The 25,873-nt window shown below is 70.1% G+C and carries 29 protein-coding genes; 18 read left to right on the top strand and 11 right to left on the bottom strand.

Translation table 11 applies throughout. The annotated features are described in order from the left end of the window. Positions 1-27 precede the first annotated feature (27 nt). Positions 28-1,101, bottom strand: coding sequence for a succinyl-diaminopimelate desuccinylase (gene dapE, locus L3Q65_RS41345; RefSeq protein ID WP_182894403.1), 1,074 nt, complete (start codon positions 1,099-1,101; stop codon positions 28-30). 42 nt (positions 1,102-1,143) lie between these two features. Here dapE and L3Q65_RS41340 point away from each other — a divergent pair, with 42 nt between their 5' ends. From L3Q65_RS41340 to L3Q65_RS41330, 3 genes are all read left to right on the top strand, one after another. Next, entirely contained in the window at positions 1,144-1,584 is a 441-nt protein-coding gene (locus L3Q65_RS41340; RefSeq protein ID WP_237598072.1) for a hypothetical protein, read from the top strand. Between the two features lie 29 nt (positions 1,585-1,613). After that, a complete protein-coding gene (gene dapD / locus L3Q65_RS41335; protein WP_182894405.1) occupies positions 1,614-2,594 on the top strand; it encodes a 2,3,4,5-tetrahydropyridine-2,6-dicarboxylate N-succinyltransferase in 981 nt (326 codons plus the stop codon). 98 nt (positions 2,595-2,692) lie between these two features. Further along, complete coding sequence (locus L3Q65_RS41330; RefSeq protein ID WP_182894406.1) at positions 2,693-3,652, top strand: CHAD domain-containing protein; 960 nt, start codon at positions 2,693-2,695, stop codon at positions 3,650-3,652. On the opposite strand, the gene L3Q65_RS41325 is transcribed toward L3Q65_RS41330, so the two are convergent. Beyond that, positions 3,645-5,042: an FAD-dependent monooxygenase gene (locus tag L3Q65_RS41325; protein WP_182894407.1), complete on the bottom strand. Its 1,398-nt coding sequence runs from the start codon at positions 5,040-5,042 to the stop codon at positions 3,645-3,647. The two genes, L3Q65_RS41330 and L3Q65_RS41325, sit on opposite strands and share 8 nt — an antisense overlap. 87 nt (positions 5,043-5,129) lie before the next feature. Here L3Q65_RS41325 and L3Q65_RS41320 point away from each other — a divergent pair, with 87 nt between their 5' ends. Beyond that, a complete protein-coding gene (locus tag L3Q65_RS41320; RefSeq protein ID WP_182894408.1) occupies positions 5,130-5,750 on the top strand; it encodes a TetR/AcrR family transcriptional regulator in 621 nt (206 codons plus the stop codon). Between the two features lie 102 nt (positions 5,751-5,852). On the opposite strand, the gene dapC is transcribed toward L3Q65_RS41320, so the two are convergent. The 3 genes from dapC to L3Q65_RS41305 all read right to left on the bottom strand — a co-directional run bounded on the left by dapC (position 5,853) and on the right by L3Q65_RS41305 (position 7,552). After that, the gene (gene dapC, locus L3Q65_RS41315) at positions 5,853-6,941 is read right to left on the bottom strand and encodes a succinyldiaminopimelate transaminase (protein WP_237598071.1); all 1,089 of its coding nucleotides are present in this window, start codon (positions 6,939-6,941) and stop codon (positions 5,853-5,855) included. Beyond that, the gene (fdxA, locus tag L3Q65_RS41310; RefSeq protein WP_009072848.1) at positions 6,938-7,258 is read right to left on the bottom strand and encodes a ferredoxin; all 321 of its coding nucleotides are present in this window, start codon (positions 7,256-7,258) and stop codon (positions 6,938-6,940) included. The genes dapC and fdxA overlap by 4 nt, the downstream gene beginning before the upstream one ends. 120 nt (positions 7,259-7,378) lie before the next feature. After that, on the bottom strand, positions 7,379-7,552 hold the full coding sequence (locus L3Q65_RS41305; protein WP_093575832.1) for a hypothetical protein: 174 nt from the start codon (positions 7,550-7,552) through the stop codon (positions 7,379-7,381). Positions 7,553-7,599: 47 nt separating this feature from the next. On the opposite strand from L3Q65_RS41305, the gene L3Q65_RS41300 reads away from it, so the two are divergent. The 7 genes from L3Q65_RS41300 (at position 7,600) to L3Q65_RS41270 (ending at position 12,303) form a co-directional block, all read left to right on the top strand. Next, the gene (locus L3Q65_RS41300) at positions 7,600-8,349 is read left to right on the top strand and encodes an N-acetyltransferase (RefSeq protein ID WP_182894410.1); all 750 of its coding nucleotides are present in this window, start codon (positions 7,600-7,602) and stop codon (positions 8,347-8,349) included. Continuing rightward, entirely contained in the window at positions 8,346-9,347 is a 1,002-nt protein-coding gene (cofD, locus tag L3Q65_RS41295) for a 2-phospho-L-lactate transferase (protein ID WP_182894411.1), read from the top strand. Before L3Q65_RS41300 ends, cofD begins: the two co-directional genes overlap by 4 nt. Beyond that, on the top strand, positions 9,283-10,677 hold the full coding sequence (locus tag L3Q65_RS41290; protein WP_370648149.1) for a coenzyme F420-0:L-glutamate ligase: 1,395 nt from the start codon (positions 9,283-9,285) through the stop codon (positions 10,675-10,677). The genes cofD and L3Q65_RS41290 overlap by 65 nt, the downstream gene beginning before the upstream one ends. Next, positions 10,674-11,201: an NUDIX hydrolase gene (locus L3Q65_RS41285; protein WP_182894413.1), complete on the top strand. Its 528-nt coding sequence runs from the start codon at positions 10,674-10,676 to the stop codon at positions 11,199-11,201. The genes L3Q65_RS41290 and L3Q65_RS41285 overlap by 4 nt, the downstream gene beginning before the upstream one ends. Before the next feature lie 44 nt (positions 11,202-11,245). Further along, entirely contained in the window at positions 11,246-11,599 is a 354-nt protein-coding gene (locus tag L3Q65_RS41280; RefSeq protein ID WP_182894414.1) for a GntR family transcriptional regulator, read from the top strand. 54 nt (positions 11,600-11,653) lie between these two features. Continuing rightward, on the top strand, positions 11,654-11,908 hold the full coding sequence (locus L3Q65_RS41275; protein ID WP_237598070.1) for a hypothetical protein: 255 nt from the start codon (positions 11,654-11,656) through the stop codon (positions 11,906-11,908). Between the two features lie 68 nt (positions 11,909-11,976). Continuing rightward, positions 11,977-12,303, top strand: a complete 327-nt coding sequence (locus tag L3Q65_RS41270) for a hypothetical protein (RefSeq protein ID WP_237598069.1) — start codon at positions 11,977-11,979, stop codon at positions 12,301-12,303. A 1-nt stretch (position 12,304) separates the two neighbouring features. On the opposite strand, the gene L3Q65_RS41265 is transcribed toward L3Q65_RS41270, so the two are convergent. Beyond that, on the bottom strand, positions 12,305-13,198 hold the full coding sequence (locus tag L3Q65_RS41265; RefSeq protein WP_237598068.1) for a DNA-3-methyladenine glycosylase: 894 nt from the start codon (positions 13,196-13,198) through the stop codon (positions 12,305-12,307). Further along, positions 13,198-14,277 carry a sugar phosphate nucleotidyltransferase gene (locus L3Q65_RS41260; RefSeq protein WP_237598067.1) on the bottom strand — a complete coding sequence of 360 codons (1,080 nt, stop codon included), beginning with the start codon at positions 14,275-14,277 and terminating at the stop codon, positions 13,198-13,200. Before L3Q65_RS41260 ends, L3Q65_RS41265 begins: the two co-directional genes overlap by 1 nt. Positions 14,278-14,417: 140 nt before the next feature. Here L3Q65_RS41260 and L3Q65_RS41255 point away from each other — a divergent pair, with 140 nt between their 5' ends. After that, positions 14,418-14,900 carry a hypothetical protein gene (locus L3Q65_RS41255; RefSeq protein WP_182894419.1) on the top strand — a complete coding sequence of 161 codons (483 nt, stop codon included), beginning with the start codon at positions 14,418-14,420 and terminating at the stop codon, positions 14,898-14,900. Between the two features lie 257 nt (positions 14,901-15,157). Here the strand turns inward: L3Q65_RS41255 and L3Q65_RS41250 are convergent, their stop codons facing one another. Next, positions 15,158-16,021 carry a glycosyltransferase family 2 protein gene (locus tag L3Q65_RS41250; RefSeq protein ID WP_182894420.1) on the bottom strand — a complete coding sequence of 288 codons (864 nt, stop codon included), beginning with the start codon at positions 16,019-16,021 and terminating at the stop codon, positions 15,158-15,160. Positions 16,022-16,091: 70 nt separating this feature from the next. Further along, positions 16,092-16,727 carry a TetR/AcrR family transcriptional regulator gene (locus tag L3Q65_RS41245; RefSeq protein WP_237598066.1) on the bottom strand — a complete coding sequence of 212 codons (636 nt, stop codon included), beginning with the start codon at positions 16,725-16,727 and terminating at the stop codon, positions 16,092-16,094. Positions 16,728-16,861: 134 nt separating this feature from the next. Here L3Q65_RS41245 and L3Q65_RS41240 point away from each other — a divergent pair, with 134 nt between their 5' ends. From L3Q65_RS41240 to L3Q65_RS41230, 3 genes are read left to right on the top strand one after another with little or no spacing between them, the layout of a single operon-like run. Further along, on the top strand, positions 16,862-17,473 hold the full coding sequence (locus L3Q65_RS41240) for an SRPBCC family protein (RefSeq protein WP_237598065.1): 612 nt from the start codon (positions 16,862-16,864) through the stop codon (positions 17,471-17,473). Positions 17,474-17,499: 26 nt separating this feature from the next. Beyond that, positions 17,500-17,841: a hypothetical protein gene (locus L3Q65_RS41235; RefSeq protein ID WP_182894423.1), complete on the top strand. Its 342-nt coding sequence runs from the start codon at positions 17,500-17,502 to the stop codon at positions 17,839-17,841. A gap of 32 nt (positions 17,842-17,873) precedes the next feature. Next, on the top strand, positions 17,874-18,848 hold the full coding sequence (locus L3Q65_RS41230; protein WP_182894424.1) for an amidohydrolase family protein: 975 nt from the start codon (positions 17,874-17,876) through the stop codon (positions 18,846-18,848). On the opposite strand, the gene L3Q65_RS41225 is transcribed toward L3Q65_RS41230, so the two are convergent. Continuing rightward, a complete protein-coding gene (locus L3Q65_RS41225) occupies positions 18,845-19,975 on the bottom strand; it encodes a glycosyltransferase family 1 protein (protein ID WP_182894663.1) in 1,131 nt (376 codons plus the stop codon). The genes L3Q65_RS41230 and L3Q65_RS41225 overlap by 4 nt on opposite strands. Before the next feature lie 219 nt (positions 19,976-20,194). Then, positions 20,195-21,280, bottom strand: a complete 1,086-nt coding sequence (locus L3Q65_RS41220) for a glycosyltransferase family 1 protein (protein WP_182894425.1) — start codon at positions 21,278-21,280, stop codon at positions 20,195-20,197. Between the two features lie 18 nt (positions 21,281-21,298). Between L3Q65_RS41220 and L3Q65_RS41215 the strand changes: the two genes are divergently transcribed. From L3Q65_RS41215 to L3Q65_RS41205, 3 genes are read left to right on the top strand one after another with little or no spacing between them, the layout of a single operon-like run. Continuing rightward, positions 21,299-22,228, top strand: coding sequence for a glycosyltransferase family 2 protein (locus tag L3Q65_RS41215; RefSeq protein WP_182894426.1), 930 nt, complete (start codon positions 21,299-21,301; stop codon positions 22,226-22,228). Between the two features lie 31 nt (positions 22,229-22,259). Further along, positions 22,260-24,773, top strand: coding sequence for a glycosyltransferase (locus L3Q65_RS41210; protein ID WP_182894427.1), 2,514 nt, complete (start codon positions 22,260-22,262; stop codon positions 24,771-24,773). Further along, the gene (locus L3Q65_RS41205) at positions 24,766-25,851 is read left to right on the top strand and encodes a glycosyltransferase family 1 protein (RefSeq protein ID WP_182894428.1); all 1,086 of its coding nucleotides are present in this window, start codon (positions 24,766-24,768) and stop codon (positions 25,849-25,851) included. Before L3Q65_RS41210 ends, L3Q65_RS41205 begins: the two co-directional genes overlap by 8 nt. Positions 25,852-25,873 lie beyond the last annotated feature (22 nt).

Below are 25,873 nucleotides of genomic sequence, written 5' to 3'. Positions count from 1 at the left end.
GTCGCCGCCAGGCGACGAGCCGCACACTCAGCTAAGAAACTTCCTCAACACAGCAGCAACCCCCCGGATCTCCCCCACCCGAACATTCTCCTGCCGCGTATGCGCCAAAGTCGGATCCCCCGGCCCGAAATTCACCGCAGGCATCCCCAACGCGGCAAACCGGGCCACATCAGTCCACCCCAGCTTAGCCGCAGCAGACCCCCCAGCCGCGGCCACGAGTTCCGCAGCAGCAGGCGCGGACAACCCAGGCAACGCCCCAGGCGACATATCCACCAACGTCACCTCGAACCCGTCAAACACCTCACGCACATGCGCCTCGGCCTGCTCCGCACTGCGGTCCGGCGCAAACCGATGATTAACCGTCAACACAGCAGCATCAGGCACCACATTCCCAGCCACCCCGCCAGAAATAGCAGTAGCCTGCAGCCCTTCCCGATAAGTCAGCCCGTCAATATCCACCACCCGAGCCGAATATGCAGCCAATCGCCGCAACGGTTCCGCCAGCGCATGAATCGCATTGGACCCCATCCAAGCCCGCGCCGTATGCGCCCGAGCCCCAGAAGTCCGCACCTCAACCCGCAACGTCCCCTGGCACCCGGCTTCGATCACGCCATTGGACGGCTCCCCGACAATCGCGAGATCGCCGGCCAGCCACTCCGGCAGTTCCCGCTCGATCCGGCCAAGACCGTTCTTGACCGCCTCGACCTCTTCATTGTCGTAAAACACAAACGTCACATCATGCCGAGGCTCCGGCAAAGTAGCGGCGAGATGCAAAAAGACCGCATCCCCGCCCTTCATGTCCACCGACCCGAGCCCGTGCAACACCTCGTCGTCCCCAGCACCAGTACGCCGGGAAGGCAGGTTGGAATTCTCCGGCACCGTATCCAGGTGCCCAGCGAGAATCACCCGCGAAGGACGGCCGAGATCGGTCCGCGCCAACACCGCGTCCCCATTGCGCACGACCTCCAGATGCGGAGCCTGCTCGCTCAGCGCGGCCTGCACCAAGTCCGCGAGCTTGCCCTCCTCCCCGGAGACGCTGAACACATCCACAAGGGCGGCGGTGAGCTCGGCCGGATCGGCGCGCAGGTCAAGGGAGGTCATACCGGCACCGTACCCAGCCAGCGCGGGGGCTACCGTGAGGACGTGCGCACGCGAAGCTCTCTGGTCGCTCTCGGCGTCCTCGCCCTCGTCCTCACCGGCTGCAGCAACGAGGCCGGGCCCAAGGCCCGTCCCGGAGCCGGCGATCCGGGTCCGGACGCCCTGCCGACCAAGCTCGAAGCGCTCTCGGCCGACGCCTGTTTCACCGGCCCGCAGACCCAGCTGCCCAAGGGCTGTGAGAAATACGTCACCGAGGTCGGCAACACCGCCGGTTCGGTGCACAAGCTGGCGAAAGCGGGCAAGACGGTCAACCAGCCGCTCGACCGCGACGCGACCGCGATCGACCAGGCGGTCGGCGCGTTCCGCCAGGCGGGCTGCACCACCGTGCCGACCGCGGGCGGGGCGTGCACGCAGGCGCTCGTGTCCATCTCGACCGCGCTGACCGAGGTCAAGCAAAAGGTGAACCAGCTGGCCACCACGGGTTGATCCGGTCCGCTTCGGCTACCGTGACCAGCGTGAGCGAGCAGACCCCTGACCCCGAAACGACCGGCGCCGTCGGCGTCGGGCTGGCCACCGTCACGTCCGACGGAACCGTGCTGGACACCTGGTACCCGCACCCCAAGCTGGTCGACGCAGGCACCAGCGGCACCGAGCGGCTGACCGCGGAGCAGACCGCCGAGTTGCTCGGCGAGTCCGCGGCCGCGCTGCTCGGCCCGGACACCGACCGCGGTGTCGAGGTCGTCGCGGTGCGCGTCACGATCGGCAGCCTTGCCACCGCGCCCGCCGACGCCCATGACGTCTACCTGCGGTTGCACCTGCTGTCGCACCGGCTGGTCCGGCCGCACGGGCAGAGCCTCGACGGTATCTTCGGCCTGCTGGCCAACGTCGTGTGGACGAGCCACGGCCCGTGCCCGGTCGAGGGCTTCGAGCAGACCCGGCTGCGGCTGCGGTCGCGCGGCGCGGTCGCGGTGTACGGCGTGGACAAGTTCCCGCGCATGGTCGACTACGTGCTGCCGACCGGCGTCCGCATCGCCGACGCCGACCGCGTGCGGCTCGGCGCGCACCTCGCGTCCGGCACGACCGTGATGCACGAGGGCTTCGTGAACTTCAACGCGGGCACGCTCGGCGCGTCGATGGTCGAGGGCCGCATCTCGGCGGGTGTGCTGGTCGGCGACGGCAGCGACGTCGGCGGCGGCGCGTCGATCATGGGCACGCTGTCCGGCGGCGGCACCGAGGTCATCTCGGTCGGCGAACGCTGCCTGATCGGCGCGAACGGCGGCGCGGGCATCTCCCTCGGCGACGATTCGGTGATCGAGGCCGGGCTGTACATCACCGCGGGCACCAAGGTCGAGGTCGACGGCAAGACGGTCAAGGCACGCGAACTGTCCGGCATCTCCGGCGCGGTCTTCCGGCGCAACTCCGCGACCGGCGCGGTCGAGGTCGTGCCGCGCGGCGGCGTCGGCATCCAGCTGAACGAAGCACTGCACGCCAACTGATCCAGCCTTCGAGAGGGTGCGCTTCCCGCCGCGGGAGCGCACCCTCTCGCTGTTTCGGCGGACTCCGATCCGATCGTCGTTCACCTACCATTAACCAGGTGACTTCCGAAGCGACCAGCCGCCGCCGTACTCCGGAACCGACGACGCCGGCCGCTCTCGGGCTCCCCGCCGAACCGGCCAAGGCGGACCCCGAGGCGCCGGCGGCCGCACACGTCCGCGCCAAACTCGACCACGAACTGCGCGAATTGTTGTCTCGCGAACCGGGCACCCGGGCCGGGACCGATCCGGAAGAACTGCACCAGATGCGCGTCGCGCAGCGGCGGATGCGCAGCGTGCTGAAATCCTCGAGCGCGCTGGTCGGCCCCACCGCGGAACCGGTGCGCGCCGACCTCGGCTGGCTGGGCCAGGTCCTCGGCGAGGTCCGCGACTACGACGTCCTGATCGGACACCTGCGCGACGTGATCGCCGATTTCGACGTCCGAGACCAGCCCGCCGGACGACGGCTGGTGTCCCGCTTCGTCTCCGAACGCACCACCGCCCGCCGCCGGTTGAACCGGGCGTTGTCGAGCCCCCGGTACGCGACCCTGCTGCAGGGCATCGCCCAGTTGTCCCGCACCGCCGAGCACGAGATCGACGAGACACCGTCCGAAAAGCCCAGTCTGGCCGCCGACGTGCGCAAGCCGTACCGCAAGCTGGCCCGCGCAGTCGCCGCCCTGCCCCCGAATCCCCCGGACGACGACCTGCACGCGCTGCGCATCCACGGCAAGAAACTCCGCTACACCGCCGAATTGGCCCGGTCAGCGGCGAAGAAGAAGCAGGCCGAGAAGCTGTCCGAACTGATCAAGGCGACTCGCAAATTCCAGACTGTGCTGGGCGATCATCAGGACGCGGTCTTCGCCGCGGAGAAGGTGCGCGGCGTCCTCCCCAACGCGGACGCCGAGATCGGCTTCGTCGCGGGCCGGATCGTCGAACACGAACTCGCCAAACGCGCCCACGCCCGCGCCGTCTGGCGCGACGTATGGCACCGCATCGAAGCCGCCGAGCACGCGGTCAGCTAACCGACCACACGTACCCGTCCGGTCGCACCAGCACTCGTTTCCCCGGCGCTCCCTCATACGCCGCATACGCATGCCCGCCCGCGTCCACGAGTTCCCCCGCAGCCCCTTGCGGCAGGATCCGATACGCCGGATGCTCCGTTCCGAGCGGCCCGTCCCCGAAGACGAGCTCTGTCGCATGTGGACCCTGGAACAACTCGAACAACCGCACGCTCTTGCCATTCGCGTCCACGAGCGGCGCGTCCGGCGCCCGATCCCCCGGCCGCAGCGCCCCCACTCCGACCGGCGAAAGCGGCCCACCCCGATAAGTCAGATCGAGCTGCTGCGTCTCCGGCCCGCGTTCGTGCGCGTCCTCCGCACCTTCCTTGTACTTCTCCAGCAACGCAGTGCTCACCCCCAGAACCCGCGCCGCGACCGCACGCCGTTCTGCCTCGTAGCTGTCCAGCAGCTCGGGCGATCCGTCGGCGAGCTTCCAGCCGAGGTTGTACGCGTCCTGGATGCCGGTGTTCAGCCCCTGCCCGCCAGTCGGCGGGTGGACGTGCGCGGCGTCCCCGGCGAGGAACACCCGGCCCTTCCGGAATGCCGCTGCCAACCGGATATTCGGCCGCCACACGGTTGACCACGCCAGGTCGAGCAGCCGGATCCCGCCGCCCGACACCGCGTCCAAGTGCTCCTGCAACGCGCTCAGCGAGGTGCCCGCGTCGCCGTCGCCGAGCGGGGAGGCGAACTGGAAATACGGCGTCCCCGGGAGCGGCGTGAACGCCACGCCGGACATCGGCTCGTCCGCCTTCGCGAACCAGTACGCCGAGCCGTGGTCGAGCCCCTCCGCCGAGACGTCACCCAGCAGCATCCGGATCGACTCGTCAGTGGTCCCCTCGAACGCGATCCCCAGCGCCTTGCGCACGAAGCTCTTCCCGCCGTCCGCGCCGACCAGGTACTCCACGCGCACCGTCTCCCCCGTCGACAGCTCCGCGGTGACGCCCTCCTCGTCCTGAGTGAAACCGGTCAACGCGGTGTTCAGCTCCACCCGCACGCCGAGCTCGGCCAGCCGGTCCCGGAGGATCCCCTCGGTCTGCGACTGGCCGAGGAACCAGGCGTTCGGATACGGCACCGCGGGCGTCGGCTCGACCGGTTCGGCCATCCGCCGCACCATCGTGAACTCCCCGTCGAGGTACACGCGCATCTCATGCGGCGGCGCGCCCGCGGCGAGCACCGCGTCCAGCACGCCCAGATCCTCGAACACCTCCATCGTGCGCGGCTGCAGCCCGTCCCCGCGCGAGCCGACGAAGTACTGCTCCGCCTTGTCCACCACCCGCACGCCGACCCCGCGCCGCGCCAGCTCGATCGCCAATGTGAGCCCGGTCGGGCCCGCCCCTGCCACCAGCACCGTCATGACCTTCTCCCGTCAAACTGAATCTTGATTCACTGAATTCAGATTCAGAGTGCCCGCTGATAGCGTTCGCGTCAAGGGAGGTGCCGGATGACAGCGACGAGCCGCCGGGACAAAGCCGCCGAAACGGAAGCGGCGCTCAAGGACGCGGCCAAGCGCGTGTTCGCGGCCAAGGGCTACCTGAACACGAAGATCACCGACATCACCAAGGAAGCCGGCCGCGCCGCGGGGTCGTTCTACAACCACTTCGCGAGCAAGGAAGAACTGCTGATCGCGCTGCTGGCCGACCTGGCCGAGGACAGCGACCAGCAGGCCACGTCCGAGGGCCATCTGTCCGATTTCAGCGATCCCGCCGCGGTCCGCTGGCACGTGCGGCAGTACTGGGATTTCTACCGCGCCAACGCGCCCACGATGCTCGCGCTGCGCCAGGCGGCGATGGTGAACGAGGACTTCGCCGCCACGTACGCGAACTTCGGCGCCACCCAGGCCTCAGACGTCGAGAGCCACCTCGAACACGTCACCGCGGCCGGCTTGCGGCTCCCGGCGAACACCCAGCTCACCATCGCGATGATGTACCAGCTGATCGACAACTTCGCGCAGATGTGGCTGGTGACCCCGCCGCCCGCGGGCTGGAGCCAGCCCTCCGACGAGGAAGCGATCGAGGCGCTCACACGGTTCGTCTACCGCGGCTTCACCGGCCGCGACTACTAGCCCGGCCGACGGGCTTGGTACGCGATACGAAGGTCGGTGAAGGGCTCCTTGAAGGAATCTGATTCCCTCAAGGAGCCCTTCACGGACGTCTGCAAAGGGGGGTTAGCCCTGCGCCAGCCGCTCCGCGGCAGCCTCGATGCGCTCGTCCGTCGAGGTCAGCGCGACCCGCACGTGATCGCGACCCGCGGGCCCGTAGAACGTGCCCGGAGCGACCAGGATCCCGCGCTCGGCCAGCCATTCCACCGTGGCCTGCGCGGATTCCCCGCGCGTGGCCCAGAGATACAGTCCAGCCTCGGAATACGTGATCTCGAAGCCGTTGTCCTGCAACGCCTTCCGCAGCACGACCCGGCGCGCACGATAGCGTTCGCGTTGCTCGGCAAGGGCTTCGTCGTCGGTGAGCGCGGCCACCATCGCCTGCTGCACCGGGCGCGGCACGATCATGCCGGCGTGCTTGCGCACCTCCAGCAGGGTCTTCACCAGCGTCGGGTCACCCGCCACGAATCCCGCGCGGTAGCTCGCGAGGTTCGCTGACTTGGACAGCGAATGCACCGCGAGCAGGCCGTCGGTCTGTCCACCGTGGACGGACGGATGCAGCACCGACAGCGGCTCCGCCTCCCAGCCGAGCGAGAGGTAGCACTCGTCGGACACCACGACGGTGCCGCGGTCGCGCGCCCATTCGACCACCTTGCGCAGGTGGTCGACGCCGAGCACGCGGCCGGTCGGGTTCGACGGCGAGTTCAGCCAGATCATCGCCGGGCGGCGCGGGCCGAGCTGGGTCAGCCCGTCCGCGCGCACCACCTCGGCGCCCGCGAGCAGCGCACCGACCTCGTACGTCGGATACGCCAGCTCCGGGATGACCACCACGTCGCCCGGCCCGAAGCCGAGCAGCCGCGGCAGCCAGGCCACGGCCTCTTTCGAACCGATCGTCGGCAGCACCGCGTCCGGTTCGACGCCGGTGATCCCGTACCGCCGCCGCAACGCCGTCACGGCCGCTTCGCGCAGCTCAGGCGTGCCGTGCGTGGTCGGGTAGCCGGGGATCTCCGACACCGACGCGAGCGCGGCGCGGATCGAGTCCGGCACCGGGTCGACGGGCGTGCCGACGGAGAGGTCGACGATGCCCCCGGGATGCGCCTGCGCGCGGGCCTTGACCTCGGCGAGCGAATCCCAGGGGAAGTCGGGCAGCCGGGTCATTCGCCCTGCGGGGGCAGAGCCTTGATGAACCCCGGGTCGTGCGCGGTCTTGCCGACCTTGGAGGCGCCGCCGGGCGAGCCCAGCTCGTTGAAGAAGTCGACGTTCGCCTTGGTGTAGTCGGACCAGTTGTCCGGGACGTCGTCCTCGTAGTAAATGGCCTCGACCGGGCAGACCGGCTCGCAGGCGCCGCAGTCGACGCACTCGTCCGGGTGGATGTACAACATCCGCTCGCCCTCGTAGATGCAGTCCACGGGGCACTCGTCGATACACGCCTTGTCGAGCACGTCGACGCAGGGCTCGGCGATCACGTAGGTCACTGCGTACTCCTGGCTTCTCCTGCTGGGCCGGTCGGTGCGGACATTACGCGCTTCCCTGGCCCCCGGTGGTGGTTAGGCGACCCTTATCCCACCCCTGGAAACGGGGCGGATCCGCGCCGCTCAGCGGTCCCGGCGACGCGGTTTCGGCGCGTTCCGGGCATCGCCGGTAATGGTGAAAGCGGGTCCGGCGGGCTTGCCGTCCTCGCGTTTCTCTTCGAGAGTCCGCTTGAACCCGTCGGCGATCTCGTCGACAAGCTCATCGTTGTGCCGGTCGTCCTTGCGCGCGTAGCTCATGGGGTTCTCCTGCGGAACGGGACAGCTCTCTCCGTCACAATCTAACCGTGAACTCCCGGGAAAAGCTCGAAATCGTGTGCGCGAAAGCATGGCCCGCGGTGGTCGAGGAGCCGCTCGGAGAATGGACTCTGCGCTGGGCGGACGGCTTCACCGGGCGCGCGAACAGCGCACTCGCCGTCGGCGACCCCGGCCGTCCGGTCCCGGACGCGCTCGCGGCGGTATGTGACTTCGCCCACGCTCGCGGCATTCCGCCCGCGGTCCAGGTGCTGGAAGACAGCGAACTGGAGCGAGCGGTGGCCGCGGCGGGCTGGCGCGAGCAGGTCGAGCACGCCGCTGGGCACCGGGTGTCGGTACTGACCGGTCCGCTGCCGTCCGGGCCCTCGCGCGGTGCCGAGGTCCTCGACCAGGCGACGCCGGAATGGTGGGAGTTGGCCGAGAACACCACCGCGCCGAGTTCCGCCCAGTGGCACGTGGTGACCACCGGAAAGGTCGGCTACGGCGTGGTGCTGGCCGACGGAATCACCGCCGGCGCGGTGCGCGGAGCCGTCGTCGACGACTGGCTGCACGTCGCCCGTCTCGCGGTCGCGCCGGAGTTTCGCCGCCGCGGCCTGGCCACCACAGTGCTGCACGCGCTGGCGGACTGGGGCCGCGCGCACGGTGCCGGCCAGTGGGTCCTGCAAGTGGCGGTGGGCAACGCCGGCGCGCTCGCGTTGTATTCCGCGCTGGGCTGTTCGGAGCACCACAGGTACCGGTACTGGGGCCCGGCGCCGCGGACGTGCGAGGATCGCCAGTCGTGAAGATCGTCGTACTGGTTGGCGGGGTGGGCGGCGCCCGCTTCCTGCTCGGGGTCAAAACCGCACTCGGACTGCCCGCGATCGGCTCGGAGGGGTCGGCCGAGTCCCCGCACGAGATCACCGCGCTGGTGAACACCGGCGACGACGTGTGGATGCACGGCCTGCGCATCTGCCCGGATCTCGACACCTGCATGTACACCCTCGGCGGCGGCATCGACACCGAACGCGGCTGGGGCCACGCGGGCGAGACCTGGACGGTCAAGGAGGAACTCGCCGCCTACGGCGCGGAGCCGACCTGGTTCGGGCTCGGCGACAAGGACATCGCGACCCACCTCATCCGGTCGCGGATGCTGCGCGCGGGCTATCCGCTGTCCCAGGTCACCGAGGCGCTGTGCGACCGCTGGCAGCCCGGCGTGCGGTTGCTGCCGATGTCGGACGACCGGGTCGAGACGCACGTCGTGATCGACGATCCGGAGCAGCCGGACCAGCAGAAGGCCGTGCACTTCCAGGAGTGGTGGGTGCGGTACCGGGCAGGCGTGCCCGCGCATTCGATCGTCGCGGTCGGCAACGACGAGGCCAAGCCCGGCCCCGGCGTGCTGGCGGCGCTGGCCGAGGCGGACGTCGTGCTGTTCGCGCCGTCGAACCCGGTCGTGTCGGTCGGCACGACGCTCGGGGTGCCCGGGGTGCGCGACGCGCTGCGGAAATCGCGGGCGAAGGTCGTCGGGGTGTCGCCGATCATCGGCGGCAAAGCGTTGCGCGGCATGGCCGACGCCTGCCTGACCGCGATCGGCGTGGAGACCTCCGCGGAGGCGGTCGGCCGCCACTACGGAGCGCGTTCGGAGGGCGGCGTGCTCGACGGCTGGCTCGTCGCGCCGGAGGATCACGAGGTCAAGGTGCCCGGCGTCGACGTGCGCGCGGTGCCGCTGCTGATGTCCGATGTGGACGCGACGGCGGACATGGTCCGCGCGGCGCTCGACGTGGCTGGAGTCTCTCTTGGCTGACCACGCTTCCCAGAAGATCGAGATCCTGCCGGTCCCCGGCTTGCCGGAGTTCCGTCCCGGCGACGATCTGACCGGCGCGATCGTGTCCGCCGCGCCGTGGCTGCGCTCCGGCGACGTGGTCGTGGTGACCAGCAAGGCGTTCTCGAAAATCGAGGGACGGCTCGTGCGCGTGCCGAGCGACCCCGAGGCGCGCGACGCGGCCCGGCGCAAGCTGGTCGAGGAAGAGTCGGTGCGGGTGGTCGCCCGGATCGCGCGCACGATGATCACCGAGAACCAGCTCGGCATCGTCCAGGCGGCGTCCGGGATCGACGCGTCGAACGTGCGCGGCGACGAGGTGGCGTTGCTGCCCGCGGACCCGGACGCGTCGGCTTTGGCGCTGCGCAACGGTTTGCGGGAACGACTGGGCGTCGAGGTGGCCGTGGTGGTCACCGACACCATGGGCCGCGCCTGGCGAGTCGGCCAGACGGACGCCGCGATCGGCGCGTCCGGCCTGCGCGTGCTGCACGGGTACGCCGGACAGGTCGATTCGCAGGGAAACGAGCTGGCTGTTACGGAAATCGCGGTCGCGGACGAGATCGCCGCCGCGGCTGATCTGGTGAAAGGCAAACTCGGCGGACTGCCGGTGGCGGTCGTGCGCGGCCTGCGGATCCACGACGACGGATCCACCGCGCGGAGCCTGATCCGCCCGAGCGAGACCGATCTCTTTCGCTTGGGCACCAACGAATCCATCGCGCAGGGCCGCCGGGAAGCGGTCCCGCACCGACGTTCCGTCCGGCAGTTCAGCGACGAGCCCGTCGACCCCGAGGCCTTGCGTCGCGCCGTCGCGTCCGCGCTGACCGCGCCCGCGCCGCACCACACGCACCCCGTGCGGTTCATCTGGCTGCGCGACGAAGGCTTGCGCCGCAAGCTCCTCGACGCGATGCGCGCGTCCTGGGAAGCCGATCTGACCAGCGACGGCTTCACCCCCGAGCAGATCGCGAAGCGCCTGTCCCGCGGCGACATTCTTTATCGCGCACCGGAACTGGTCATCCCGTTCCTGCTGCCCGAGGGCGCGCACACCTACCGCGACGACCGGCGAAACCGGCACGAGCGCACCATGTTCACCGTCGCCGCCGGCGCCGCCGTGCAGGGCCTGCTGGTCGCGCTGGCCGCCGAAGACCTCGGCTCGTGCTGGATCGGCTCGACCATCTTCGCCGCCGACCTGGTGCGGTCCGCTTTGGATCTGGACGACCAATGGCACCCGCTCGGCGCGGTCGCCATCGGGCACCCGGCCGAACCCGCTCCCCCGCGCGGACCGCTCACCACCGGCGATTGGCTGATCGAACGATGACCCTGCACGAATCCGCCGTCGCCACGCTGGCCGGCTGGAAGCCGGAGGCAGCGGCACAAGAGTCGCTGCGGCAAGCGTTTCTCGGCTTCCTGGCGTCGCGTTCGGACACTTGCCAGCGCTCCTGCGAGGCCGGGCACCTGACCGCGTCCGCGGTAGTCCTCGACTCCACGGGCACGCGAGTCCTGCTGACCCTGCACCCCCGCGTCGGCCGCTGGCTGCAACTCGGCGGCCACTGCGAACCGTCCGACGCGTCGCTGTCCGAAGCCGCCCTGCGCGAGGCCACCGAGGAATCCGGCATGAGCGGCCTGGTCATCGGGGAAACGCCAGTGCACCTGGACGTCCACCCGATCACCTGCTCGCTCGGCGTCCCCACCCGGCATTTCGACGTCCGGTATGCCGTGCACGCCCCGCCCGGCGCGGAACCCGTGCGCAGCGAGGAATCCGACGACCTGCGCTGGTGGCCGGTCGACGCGCTGCCCGCGGGTTCGGAAGATCTGGCCGAGCTGATCGCCGCGGCCCGTTAACCTTGGCGCATGGACCTGGGCACCGCGGAGAAACGGCGGCGACGATGAGCATCACCTACGACCCGGCGTCGTCCGTTCCGCCGTTCGAACAGGTCCGGACGTCGCTGGCCAACCAGATCAACGACGGCACCCTCGCCGTCGGCACGAAACTCCCGACGGTGCGCGGACTGGCTGCGGAGCTGGGCATCGCTCCAAACACCGTGGCCCGCGCCTACCGCGAACTCGAGGAAGCCGGTCTGCTGGAAACCCGAGGCAGAGCAGGCACTTTCGTCAGCGCGACCGGCGACGAGACGCTGTCGCGCGCGCAAGCCGCCGCGGCCGCCTACGCCGAGGTGATCCGGGGCTTGGGACTGTCGACCGAACAAGGCGTGGCCATCGCGGCGGCTGCCCTGCGCTGACCGCGGCGAGGTTTTAGCATTCGTTGCGTCCGTGCCCGATCCGATGGGAACCCCATGCTGAAACTCGTCCTGCCGGTCGCGCTGATCGTGCTGCTGGTAGTGGTGCTGATCCTGAAATTCACCCTGGGACGGCCGAAGCAGCCGCCGCAGGCCGGGCCGGGACAGTATCCGGGACAGCCACCGTACGGGCAGCAGCCGCAGGGCCAGTACCCGCCGCAGGGGCAATACCCGCCGCAGCCGGGTGCGCAACAGCAGTATCCGCAGCAGCCGGGGCAGCAGTATCCGCCGCAGCAGCCCCCGCCGGGCTGACGTGTTTCACCGCTCCGCCCGGACTGAGCGGACTACGATGAAGCCTCGCTCAAGGGAGGACCTTCATCGTGGCTGTGCAGCCTTGGCACCTCATCGTCCTGCTGCTCCTGGTGGTCGCGATCGTGGTCGCGGTGCGCGCTTCGGCCAAGCGGAAACAAGGGCCTCCGCCGGGCTACTTCCCGCCGCAGCAGGGTTACCCGCCACCGCCCGGCCAGGGATACCCGGGCCAGCAGGGCTATCCCGCGCAGAACTACCCCGGCTATCCGCCGTCCGGTCCGCAGTACCCGAACGTCCCGCAGCAGCAGTACTCACCGCAGGGCCAGTACCCGCAGCAGCCGGGTGTGCAGCAGCAATACCCGCCGCAGGGTCCGCAGAACCCGTACCCGCCGCGCTGATTCACATCGCCCGGTAATCCCGCAGTTCAATCCGCGGCCCGAACCTCGGCCGCCGAGCCCCGGCCGCACCCAAATACCGGATCGCCCGCTGCCGCTGCGGCGCGTAGGGCGCGAGCACCCGCGCCATCTCCTCGTCGTCGATCTCCCGCCCGAGCAGCGTGTGCCCGACCACCGCCGGAATGTTGTAGTCGCCAAAGCTCACCGCGTCCGGATCGCCCCACGCGCGCTGAGCGATCTCCGCCGCCGTCCACACCCCGATGCCCCGCACCTTGCGCAGCCACGCCCGCCCCTCGGCCCCGCGCAGCCGCACCGCTTCCTCCAGCCGCGGAGCGACACGGGCGGCCTCGATCAACGCCGTGCGGCGCTTCACGTCCACGCCGATCTTGTGCCAGTTCCAGTCCACAATGGACCGAATGGCGACCGGATCCGGCGGCACCCGCAGGAAGTCCGGTCCCGGCCCGGGGGCGCGCGTGCCGAACCACCGGCACAGCTCCGCCCACGACCGGATCGCTTCCTTGCCGCTCACCTTCTGTTCGAGGATCGCCAGCACCAGCGCGTCCCACACCCGGCCGGTCGAGCCGAGCCGCAGGCCGGGCGTGTCGCGACGGGCCGCGGCGATCACGTCGTGGTGCGCGACGAATCCGGTGTCGTCATCGTCCGCGCCGAGCAGCGCGGGCACGCCGTCGAGCAGGAAGTCCGCGCCCTCGCCCCAAGCTTCGGCCTCGACGACGCCGTCCGGCCGGTGCAGCAGCGCCAGCGTTCCCTTGCCGCCGGGCGTGTTCGCGGCCAGCCACCAGACGCCGCGGTCGCGCCGGAAGTTCAGCGACCCGCGCCCACGGCTCAGCGGACCCAGCACCTGTGCCAGATCCACCGGAAACCCCGGACACCACTCCATCACGCGTCGCTCGAAAACCGGATGCCGCCGTCCGGCACCGCGACGCCGGGCCAGATCCGCACGCCGTCGAGCAGTTCGCAGCCAGCCCCCACGGACGCACCGTCGCCGAGCACCACGCCGCGCAGCACCACGCCTTCGCCGACCTGTGCTCCGCGGCCCAGCACCGAATTCTCCACAATCGCGTCCGGGCCGATCACCGCGTCGTCGAACACAACCGAGCCGGCGACCGTCGCGCCCTTGCCGACGACGGCCCGCGCACCGATCGTCGTGCCGTCGGTGAGCTTCGCGCCAGTGAAGACGGAAGCCCCGTCCAGCGCCAGAAAATCACCGGTCGGCCCGGCCAGCGCGGAGGTGGGCGCGACGCCGCGGACCAGATCGGCACTGCCGCGGACGAACGCTTCCGGGGTACCGACGTCGAGCCAGTACGAAGAATCGACAAATCCATGCAGATGCGCGCCATTTTCGAGGAGCCCGGGGAACGTCTCGCGTTCGACCGACACCCGCCGCCCGGCCGGGATGGTCTCGATCACCGGACGGCGGAAGACGTAGCAGCCGGCGTTGATCTGATCCGTCGGCGGGTTCGGCGTCTTCTCCAGGAAGGCGGTGACGCGCCCGTCGCCATCGGTCGGCACCGAACCGAACCGGCTCGGGTCTGGGACGCGCTGAAGGTGCAGCGTCACGTCCGCGCCGGAGTCGAGGTGGGTGCGCAGCTGGGCGTGCAGGTCGGCCCCGGAGAGAATGTCGCCGTTGAAGACGATCGCGTGGTCGGCGCGCAGCCGGTCGTAGACGTTGCGGATGGCGCCGCCGGTGTCGAGCGGCTCCTCCTCCACCACGTACTCGAGCTCAAGGCCGTGCGCGGACCCGTCGCCGAAGTACTCCTCGAACACCTCGGCCCGATACGACGTGCCGAGCACCACATGCCGGATCCCGGCCGCGCGGATGCGGGAGAACAGGTGGCTCAGGTAGGGCGTTCCCGCCGTCGGCAGCATCGGCTTCGGCGCGGACAGCGTGAGCGGGCGCAGCCGCGTGCCCTGGCCGCCGACCAGTACGACGGCGTCGACCTCGACCTCGGACGTCACAGAAATCTCCTTTGTATCACGCACCGCTGAGCGACAAGCCGCGGGAAACGTGGGCGGCGCGGGCCCCGAGGGCCTACCCTAGACAGGAAACAGGCGGGCCTTTCCCTAGAGGCCCCGGGTCAGTCGGGAGGCCGAGGGGAATGGACCCCCGCGATCGCGCGGACGCTTTGCTCGCACGCGCACGATCCCGCGGCGCCTTCGTGGTGACGCCGGACAACATGACGTCTCCGATGGATTCCTCCAGCACCCAGCAGATCTCCGCCTCGGTGGTCTCCGGGCTGGACCCCGACACGACGACGCAGCTGCCCGCGTCGCTGATCGAAGAGAACGATCATCCGCTGGCCAGCGGCACGCGAACGCAGCCGTCGCCGCATCCGCTGGCCCAGCCGACGCCGACGCGGCCGCTCGAAATCCCCGGTGCGCAGCAGAACACCGCGCCGCAGCCGACGGTGCCGAGCCCGGCCGGTCCGCAGACGACGACGCCGCTGGTCCCGCGCCCGCAGGCGAAGCCGGTGGCGAGCCCGCTGAAGGAACCGGCCGAAGAGGAAATGACCGGCCTGGTCCCGACGATCAAGCAGAACAGCGGACGGTCCAATCTGTCCCGGCGGCTCGACGGGCTGTGATCCTCGCGGGGTCTGCCTCGGCCCGGGTTGCCCGGATTGCCCAGGGAGACTTCCCGTGCGGGAGGCCGCGTCTCCCGCGAGCGATCTTTACGACCGCAAAGTGTTGCGGCGGCTGAGCATCCGGACGTCCGCGAAGGCACAGCGGGCGCCCTCCCGTCCTTTGCGGACCGCCGCCGCTGTTGCCTCGAGACCGGGTTTCCCGCACGCACCTACGGGCACGGGCGGCACCGGGCACGAGTCCCGGCATCGCGGACTGCTCAGCCCTTGCGCGTCTCCAGCTTCACCCGCAGCGCCAGCCCGAGCTTCACCGCGGCCAGCACCGGCTTCCACAGCAGCCCCTGGTGCCGGTCGGCGAGGTAGCGGTAGGCGCTCGCGTGGTGGGCGCGCAGCATCTTCGCCGAGGCGCGCGCCGTCGAGTGGCCGCCGATGTGCATCACGCTCGACGACGGGGCGTAGACGTTCTGCCAGCCCGCCTTCGCGAGCCGGTCGCCGAGGTCGACATCCTCGAAGTACATGAAGTAGCGGGTGTCGAAGCCGCCGACGGAGTCGAACGCCTCGCGCCGGAAGAGCTGGCAGGAGCCCGACAGCCAGCCGGACGTGCGCTCGGTCGGCGCGGCGTTTTCCTGGCGGTATTCGCGGGTCCACGGGTTGCTCGGCCAGATCTTGCCGAAGACGGCGTGCCCGATCCCGCGCCCGAACGACGGCAGCAGCCGCGCGGACGGGTAGACGGTGCCGTCGAGGTCGTGGATCAGCGGCCCGAACGCGGCCCCGCGCGGCCAGCGCCCGGCGACCTCGATCAGCGCGTCGAGCGAGCCCGGCTCCCATTCGAGGTCCGGGTTGACCACGACAACCCAGCCGTAGCTGTCGTCGAGCGCCGCGACACCGCGGTTGGCGGCCGTTCCGTAGCCGACGTTCTCGCCGATGCTGACCAGCGTCACGTTCTCGCGTTCGGCGGCCTTCTCCGGAGCGCCGTCGGTGGACGCGTTGTCGGCGACGACGACGTGCACGTCGCGGTCAGTCGCCTTGTCGAGCGTGTCGAGGAACTTCTCGAGTGTTTCGCCCGGGAAGTAGGTCACGGTCACGACGCCGACGCGGTCACCATACGTGCGCTGCTCAGTCACCGCGCCATTGTCCACTGCTCACCGACGGCTACGTCAGCCCACCGACCCGGTCACCCGCAGTCACTTCCGCTTACGCTTTCAGCTCTGCCAACTCGTCGTCGATCAGCAGCGCCGGGTCGAACTTCATCCCGGTGAAGTGGCCGGCGAGTTCAAGCGACAGGACCCCGTGCAGGCGGGTCCAGAAGGACAGCGCGCGCCGCACCGCGCCGGTGCCGACGGTGTCGCTGTCCACCCACTCGCGATGGGTTTCCAGGTGCACGTGGAACGTCGTCGCCGGCTCCGGTTCGCCCAGTGCCGCGTTCGCCTCGATCAGGACTTCCATGACCTCGTTGGAGATCGCCGTCGTGTCCGGCGGCGCGTGGTAGCCGGGCACCGGCGTGCCGTAGATGAGGAAGTAGCGCTGCGGATCGGCCTTGGCCCAGTCCCGGATGACGTGCGCCAGTGCCAGCAGGTCCGCCCCGGAATCCGCCGCTGCCCGGACGGTGTCGGCGAGACTCCGGAACGCGTCCCGGATCAGCGCGGTGATCAGCTCGTCCCGGCCGCGGTAGTACCGGTACAGCGCGGGCACGGTCATGCTCATCTGCTTGGCGATCGCGGTCAGCGACAGCGCGGGCAGCCCCGCCTCGGCGATCTGCTGCCGAGCGTGCTGCTTGATCTCCTCGCGCACCTGCTCGCGGTAGCGCTCCCGCGGTGCCTGTTCGGTCATCGGCCGTTCCCCTTCGTTCCTCTCCGCCCAGTGTAGTTAAGCTCCTTCACTTCCGCTATTGACGTTCACAGCCGGGAGCTTGTACGGTCTTCACCAGAGTTAAGACTATTAACTATCACTAATGGAGTTCACCAATGCCGAACATCAAGCCGCGGCTGCGCGCCGCACTGCTGGCCCTTCCGGTCGCCGCCGGACTGCTCGGCGCCGCGCCCGCCCAAGCCGCCACCACGCACCCGGGTTCCCTGACCTGCCAAGGAAAAGGCATCAACCCGGCCGCGCGGCTCCACCACCGCGCGGAGACCTTCATCAAGGCTCCGCTGAGCACTGTGTGGCGGCTGCACACCAACGTCGAAAGCTGGCCGCGCTGGCAAAAGCCGCTCACAAGCGTGCAGCGCCTCGACCCCGGTCGCCTGCACCCCGGTTCGCAGTTCCGCTGGACCACGCCCGCTCCGGCCACCCCCTCGACGCCGGCCACCACGCTGGTCATCACGTCGACCGTCCACCAGGTCAAACCCGGCCAGTGCGTCCGGTGGTCCGGCCCGGCGATCGGCAACGGCCTGCGGATCGACAAGGGAACGCACGTGTGGAACTTCGTCCCGGTGCGCGGCGGGGTCGTCGTCCGCACCGAAGAAAGCTGGACCGGTCAGCAGATCGAGGCCGACCCGGCCACCGCGATCAAATACCTGGCCCCGGGCCTGGACCTCTGGCTCGCCGACCTGAAGACCGCCGCCGAAGCTCGCCGCTGAACACACCTCGGAGAAGGAGAATCGTCATGACCGCGTCCCGCGCCTCGCTGCCCATCCTGATCACTGCCTGGTCCGTCCCCGCTCTCGTCCTCGGACAGTTCGCACTGCTCTCCGGCATTCCGCTGATCGCGCTTCTCATCTCCAGCCTGCGCGATTCCCAGCCGCGCGCGCTGCGCTGGTGGTCCGCCGGACTGGCCGCCGTCTATCTCGGAGTGCTCGCACTGTGGGCGTTAAGTCCGGAAAGCGCGCCGAGTTTGTCCAAATCCATGAATCCGGCGGTCACCGCATTCTTCGTCGCGAGCGGAGTAGCGGTCGCGGTCGCCCATCACGTCCGCAAACGTCCCAGTCCCGTTAACCGACGCTGGTAATCTCGAAACCACCAGCCGTAAAGAGGGGACCGATGAAAACCGTCGCCATCGAGGAGCACTGGACCACCCCCGGCATCGACCGGATGCTGCGCACCGAATCCGGCGACCCGAGCATCGCGCACAACGACCGGGGCGATCTTCCCGAGCGGCTGCTCGACATCGGCGACCAGCGCGTCGCGTGGATGGACGAGGCGGGCATCGACGTCCAGATCCTCTCGATCGCGCCGCCGGGAACGCACGGATGCCCGGTCCCGCAAGGCATCGAACTGAGCCGCGAGGCGAACGACCTGGTCAGCGAGGCGGTCGCGAAGCACCCCGACCGCTTCCGCGCCATGACAACCCTGCCGATGTCCGATCCGGACGCGGCGCTCGCCGAACTGCAACGGACCGCGAAGGATCCGGCGCACGTCGGGGTCATGTCCTACGGCCGCAGCGGCGACCGTCCGCTCGACGATCCCGCGTACGACGAACTGCTCGGCGCGGCCGCCGCGCTCGGCCGGCCGGTCTTCGTCCACCCGCAGATCCCGGTGGAATCCGTCCGCCAGGCTTCCTACCGCGGTTTCAGTCCCGAGCTCGATCTCGGGCTGGCCACGTACGGCCTCGGCTGGCACTACGAGGCCGGGCTCGCCGTCATCCGGCTGATCCTGCGCGGAACGTTCGACCGCCACCCCGGACTGCAGGTCGTCCTGGGCCACTGGGGCGAGGTCGTCCTCTTCGCGCTGGACCGGATCGACAGCCTGTCGCACACGGCCACGCATCTCGAACGTCGCGTCTCCGAGTATTTCCGCACGAACATTCACCTGGCGACCAGCGGAATGCTCGTCCCGCGAATGCTGCGCAACGCGCTCGAATACACTACCACCGATCGGATCCTGCTGTCCGGTGATTACCCGTTCCATCAGGTCCAGGCCGCGGCCATCACGGAATTCCTGGAGAAATTGCCCAACGAGGAAGACCGGGAAAAGATCGCGCACGCCAACGCGGAAACCCTTTACGGCCTCCGTTAGCGGTTGCGCAAATGCTGATGCCAGGCTTTTCCGTAAGCCTCGCGGTGCCGATCCGCCGTTGTCGTCCACGAGAATTCCTTGGCGCGCCGCTGCGCCGCGGAAGCCAAAACTGAGCGACGCGACGGATCGGCGAGCAATTCCGTCAACGCCGCGGCGACATCGCCCGCGCCGACACCGCAGTACGCGACCGCGTCGCCGCCGACTTCCGGCAGGGAGAGGCGGCGCGTGGTCAGTACCGCGGCACCGCAGGCCATCGCCTCGAGCACTGGCAGCCCGAAGCCTTCGCCGAGGCTCGGGTATGCCACGAGTTCGGCGCCGCCCAAGAACCCGGCGAGCGTCCCGAACGGCAGATACCCCGCGCGAATCACCCGAAGCCGGTGCGGCACCGCGTCCAGCGCGCGCTCCACCTGGGTGTCCCAGCCAGGCTGCCCAGCGAGCACGAGCGCCGGCGCGTCCCGCTGCCCAGCGACCGCGCGGGCATAACCGCGGATCAGCGCGGGCACGTTCTTCCGCGGCTCAAGCGCCCCGAGGAACGCGATATACGGCGTCGAGCCGAGCCCGACCGCATTCCGCGCCGCCGCGATCTCCTCCGGGGACGGCGGATGGAAGCGTTCGCTGTCGACGCCGTGATGGATGATCTCCAACTCCGCGTGCCGCACCGGGCTCACCCGGGCCAACTCTACCGCTGTCGCGTGACTGGGAACTACGCAGAGTGTCGCCCGCCGCAGCGCGGTGGCGGTCCACGCGCGGAAGAACCGGGCCTTGACCGACGAGTGCAGGACCGCGTCGGTGAAGAACGTCGCGTCGTGCAGCGTGACCACCGAAGCGGCCCCGCTGGCGAGCGGCATCGTGTAGTGCGGGGAGTGCACGACGTCGGCGGCGAGCCGGCGCACGAGCCGGGGCAAGGTGGCTTGCTCCCAGGTCAGCCGGGCGGTGCGGGTCGAGGTCGCGGGCGATGCGGCGACGATCCGGGAACTGGGCGCGAGCTGACTGTAAAGCGGCAGGTCACGCGGCTGGCAGACCACCGTCAGCCGGGCCCCGTCCTGGTCGAGCGCGCCGACGAGCGAGTCCACGTATCGGCCGACCCCGCCCCGATCCGCGGGCACCGCGGTCGCGTCGATCAGCACACGGGGATCACCGGTCACGAGTGCAGCGTACGGCGATCACCCACCGCACAGGTCAGGAACCGGCAAACTGCCGCCGACTCCGGGCGCCACCACCCTCGCCCACCTGCGCTCACCCGTCTGGGTTCACCCGACCGTGTCACCCCGATCGCAGCCCGGACCGGCGCTCGACCGCCGACGCCCAGCCCGCCAGACCGGCGCCGCAGCTGCCAGCCGGACCCGTCAGCCAGACCGCCGATGCGCGGCCCAAACCGCCTCAGCCGCCGCCCGCCAGGTAAACGTCCGAGCCCGCTCACGCCCCAGCTTCGACAACTCCGCGGCCTTGTCCGGCGACAGCAGCACCTCTTTGAGCGCCCAAGCCAGCGCGTCCGCATCCCCGCGCGGCACCACCACCCCCGCCCCGCCGGAGACCTCTACCAGGGCCGGGACGTCCGTGTGCACCACCGGCACCCCGATCGCCATCGCTTCCAGCAGCGGCAGTCCGAAGCCTTCGGCGAGGCTCGGCATCGCCAGCACGCTCGCGCCGCGCATCGCGGTCGCCAGCTGGGCATCGGTCACCTTGCCCAGGACCCGCACCGATTTCAGGCCGCGGTCGGCCGCCAGCCGCACCGGGTCGATGCCGCCCCAGCCGGGCTGGCCGGCGAGCACCAGGCCGACGTCGCCGACCTCGTCCGTGCCGTCGAGCTGCGCCACCGCGTCGACCAGCACGTCCATGCCCTTGCGCGGTTCGATCGTCCCGACCGCCAGCACGTACCGCGACGGCAGATCCAGCTTCGCGGACCCCTCGGGCACGGTCACGCCGTGCGGCACGACCCGCACCGGGACGTCCACGTCCAGCAGCACCGCCAGCTCGTCGGCGACCGCTCGGGTCGGCACGATCAGCCCGGACGACCGCCGCGCCGCCCTCGCGATCATCGACCGGTGCCAGCTGACGCCGCGGGCGGTCAGGGTCTCCGGATGCGTCCACGGCACGGTGTCATGCACCGTGACGGTCAGTGTTCGCCCAGCCGGGGCGCGGGGCGGCGCGAACGGGGTCGGCGCGTGCACCGCGTCACCGCCCGGCCACCAGCGCAGGCCCAGTTGCCACAGCGCGACCAGCGCCCTCGGCGGCAACGGCAGCACGCGCGGCCCCTCGACCCCTTCGATCCGCGCCGCGGAGACGTCCGCGTGCCGCGCGACCACGCTGGACACGGTCCAGCCGGGCGGCGCGGTGCGGGCGAGCGCGGGCAGCAGTTCGGCGGTGTACCGGCCGGTGCCACCCGGAACGGGGGCGAGCAGTTGCTCGGCGATCACGACCAGTTCGGGCACGCCGCTATTGTCTCCCAGGTGACCAGCGCGGAATCCGGCACCACCGTCGTCGTGGTGACCTGGCGTGGGGCGGACCACCTCGCCGCGTGCCTCGACGCGCTCGCCGCCCAAGACCGTCCACATCGGACACTCGTGGTGGACAACGCCTCAACCGACGGCACCGCAACGATTCTGGCCGCGCATCCCAGCCGTCCGGAGGTCCTCCGGCTGCGTCGCAACACCGGTTACGCCGGTGCGATGGCCCACGCGCTCGACCGCGTCCGCACCCCGCGTGTCGCCTGGCTCAACGACGACGCCGCCCCCGAACCGGACTGGCTCGCCAACCTCGAAGACGCCCTCGACAGCCAGCCGCTGGCCGCCGCCGTCACCTCGCGGCTCGAACTGCCCGACGGCAGCACCCAGTCGACCGGCGTCCGGCTCACCGCCGACGGCCACGGCGCCGACCTCACCGAACCCAGCGACGAGGTCTTCGGCTTCTGCGGCGGTGCCGCGCTGCTGCGCACGGACGCCGTGCGCGCGGTCGGCGGCGTCCCGGCGAGCTTCTTCTGTTACTACGAGGACACCGACACCGCGTGGCGGCTGCGGCTGGCCGGATGGCACGTCGCCGCCGCGCCCAAAGCGCGGGTCCAGCACCTGCACGGAGCCAGCACGAACCCCGGTTCACCGCAATTTCACCGCTGGAACGAACGCAACCGCCTGCTCATGCTGCTGCGCTGCGCACCTGCGAAAGCAGCGATTCGCGAACTGGCCCGCTTCGCCGCGATCACCGCGTTGCTTCCGCTGCGCCGGCACCGTCCCGACGCGGCGAACTTCGACCCCGCGCTGCGTACGCGGGTGCTGGCGGAGGTCGTCCTCCGGCTCCCCCGCACGCTGCGGGAACGCGGTCGCGTGAGCCGGATCTCGGCGCTGGGCCGAGGCGCGATCTGGGATGCCTGGGCTGGCCTTTAAGCTGGGCGGAAATTCGACGGAGGAGCTCGTCTTGGCAGTGGGGGACCCGCAACCGCTCGTCTCGGTGATCGTGGTGAATTACCGCGGCGCCGACGACACCATCACCTGCCTGCGGGCGCTGCGGACCGACCTGGATTACGCGAATGTCGAGCTGATCTGCGTCGACAACGCTTCCGGCGGCGACGACGCGGCCCGCATCCGCGCCGCGGCGCCCGACGTGCAGCTCATCGAATCGCCGGTCAACACCGGGTTCGCGGGCGGCTGCAACCTCGGCGCGCAGCACGCGAACGGCACCGTCCTCGGCTTTCTCAACAACGACGCCCGCCCCGCTCCGGCGTGGGTCTCCGCGGCTGTCGCCGAACTGCGCGCACAGCCGACCGTCGCCGCGGTGGCGAGCAAGGTCGTCGACTGGGAGGGCACCGGCACCGACTTCGTGGACGCGGGTCTGACTTGGTTCGGCATGGGCTACAAGCGCCACGCCGGCAGCCCGCTCGCGGATGTGCCCGAGGCTGAGCACGACGTCGCCAAGGACGTCCTCTTCGGCACCGGCTCCGCGCTGTTCGTGCGCGCGTCGGTGTTCGCCGAACTCGGCGGTTTCGACGAGCGCTTCTTCATGTTCTACGAGGACGTCGACCTCGGCTGGCGGCTCAACCTGCGCGGCTGGCGCGTGCGCTACGTGCCGGAATCGCTCACCTACCACCGCCACCACGGCACCATGGCCGCCGTCGACGCGCCCGACACCGGCCGCGAGACCTTCCTGCTGGAACGCAACGCACTGGCCGCGCTGTACAAGAACCTCTCCGACGAATCCCTGGCCCGCGCCCTCCCCGCGGCCCTCGCACTGGCCGTCCGCCGGGCGACCGCACGCGGCGGCATCGACCCGGATCAGCTGGACCTGGAGAAGGGCGTCGGCCCCGTCGACACCTCGGAAGTCCCGGTCCCGCGCACCACGCTCGCCGGAGTGCTGGCGGTGGACCGATTCGTCGAGATGATGCCGGCACTGGCTGAATCCCGCGCAGTCGAGCAAGCCGCGCGCGTACGTACCGACGCCGACCTGCTTCCGTTGCTGCGCAAGGCACTTGAGCCCGCGTACCCGCTGCCGGATTACCTCCGCGCACACGAAATCCTCGTCGAAGCGTTCGGCATCAAGGACGTGTTCGGCCAGCGCCGCAAGATCCTCGTCCTGACCGGCGATTCGATCACCGAGCGGATGGCGGGCCCGGCGATCCGGGCGTGGAACATCGCCTCGACGCTGTCCGCCGAGCACGACGTACACCTCATGACCACGAACCCGCTGGTCTCGCCCCCGCCCGCGGCCTTCCAGGTCAGCTCGGGCAAACACCGCGACCTCGACGGCCCGATCGAATGGGCGGACGTCGTGATCCTTCAGGGGCACGTGCTGGAGCTGGCGCCGTCGCTGAAGAAGCAGCACGAGCACAAGATCGTGGTCGCCGATGTGTACGACCCGATGCACCTGGAGCTGCTGGAACAGGGCAAGGACGCCCCCGACGACCAGCGCGCGCTCGACCTGGCCGGCGTCACCCGCGTCCTCGACGCCCAGCTCGAACGCGCCGACTTCTTCCTCTGTGCCTCCGAACGCCAGCGCCATTTCTGGCTGGGCCACCTCGCCGCGCTCGGCCGCCTGTCCCCGCGCCTCTACGACGCCGACCCGACCACCCAGTCGCTGCTCGCCGTCGTCCCGTTCGGCCTCTCCCCGCAGGCCCCGGCGCGCACCGGCCCCGGCCTGCGTTCCGCTCTGGGCATCGGCGAATCCGACCGTGTCGTCCTGTGGGCAGGCGGTGTCTACAGCTGGTTCGACCCGCTGACCCTGATCCGCGCCTTCGACCTCCTGCGCCACCGCCGCGACGACGCCCGTCTGGTGTTCCTCGGCATGAAGCACCCGAACCCCGAGGTCGCCGAAATGGACATCGGCGCCCGGACTGTTCGGTTGGCGGATTCGCTGGGCCTCACGGACAAGAACGTCTTCTTCAACGAACAATGGGTCCCCTATTCGGACCGGCAGAACTGGCTTCTCGACGCCGATTGCGGTGTCACCACGCACTATGAACACGTCGAGACGACTTTCGCTTTCCGCACCCGGGTTCTCGACTACCTGTGGGCCGGCTTGCCGATCGTGACGACCGACGGGGACGCGTTCGCCGACCTCGTCCGGGCGGAAGGCCTGGGCGTCGTCGTCCCCGCCGAAGACGCCGGCGCGCTGGCAGACGCGCTGGAAAAGTCCTTGTACGACCGGGAATTCGCCGACGCCTGCGTCGAACGAATCCGCGTGGTCGCGCAGCGGTACGCCTGGCCGGAGGCGCTGAAGCCGCTAGTGGAGTTCTGCCGCAACCCACGCCCCGCCGCGGACCGGTTGCCCGGTGGCGCCGACCTCACCGTCAGCGACCCCGTACGCGGCACCGCGATGGTACGGCGCGATTTGGCTCTGGTACGGGAATATCTCGCCGCTGGCGGCCCAGGCGAGCTGGCGAAGCGAGCAGCCGGACGGGTCACGAAGGTAGCGCGGGAGCGGTTGCGCCGTGGCTGACCGTCCGCTGCGCGTCCTGCTAGACGGCACCCCTCTGCTCGGTTCCCGGACGGGCATCGGCCGGTACACCGCCGCGTTGAGCGAAGAACTCGCTTCCATGTCCGAAGTGGACCTTCGCGCCGTCGCCTTCACCCTGCGAGGCTGGCGGAAACTGCGACATGTCTTGCCCCACGGCGTTCAAGCACGGGGAATGCCAGTCTCCGCAAGGCTTCTCCGCGCCACCTGGCTACGCACCCAGTTGCCGCCGGTCGAACTTTTCGCCGGGCCGACCGACGTCGTGCACGGCACGAACTTCGTCCTCCCCGGCCGCCTCCGCGCCGCCGGAGTCCTGACGATTCACGATCTGGCTTTCATCGACGCCCCCCAGGAATTGGCGCACTCCGACCGGACTCTCCCGGAATTGGTCCGACGTGGCGCGCATCGGGCGAATGTCATCTGCACCCCCACCGAGGCGGTCGCGGATTCCGTCGCGGAAAAGCTGGACGTCGACCGAGCCAAAATCATCGCCACCCCGCTCGGAGTGAACCCAGCCTGGTTCACCGCCCGGCCGCCCGATGACGGAGTGCGGGCGAAACTCCGCTTGCCGGAGAAGTACCTGCTGTTCGCCGGTGCCGCCGGTCCGCGCAAGGGCCTGGACTGGCTGGCCGCTGCCCATGCCGCCGCTCCAGACCTGCCGCCGCTCGTTTTCGCCGGCCCCGGCCCGTTTCCGAGGCTGCCACGGTCCGGACAGACCGGTTATCTGTCCGATGTGGACCTTCGCACGGTGGTGGCCGGCGCGGCCGCCCTGGTTCTCCCTTCACGGGACGAGGGCTTCGGCCTCCCCGTCCTGGAAGCAATGGCCTCGGATGTTCCCGTCGTGTGCACCGACATCCCAGCCCTGCGCGAGGTAGCGGGCGACTGCGCGACCCTGGTTCCCTACGACGACGTGGACGGCCTCGCAGAAGCCTTACGGCAAGCCGTGACAGACCCGCACGGCCTGGCCACCTCCACCGCCCGCAGAACCCACGCAGCAAGCTTCACCTGGCACAACACCGCACTGCGGACTCTCGACGCCTACCGCCAGGCCGTAGCGCGCTGACCCTCGTGAGTGCCGATCCCGG

This window comes from Amycolatopsis sp. FU40 (genome assembly GCF_021903635.1).
GTDB lineage: Bacteria > Actinomycetota > Actinomycetes > Mycobacteriales > Pseudonocardiaceae > Amycolatopsis > Amycolatopsis dendrobii.
The sequence above is the reverse complement of the archived record's forward strand: the minus strand, read 5'-3'. Positions and strand labels throughout refer to the sequence as shown.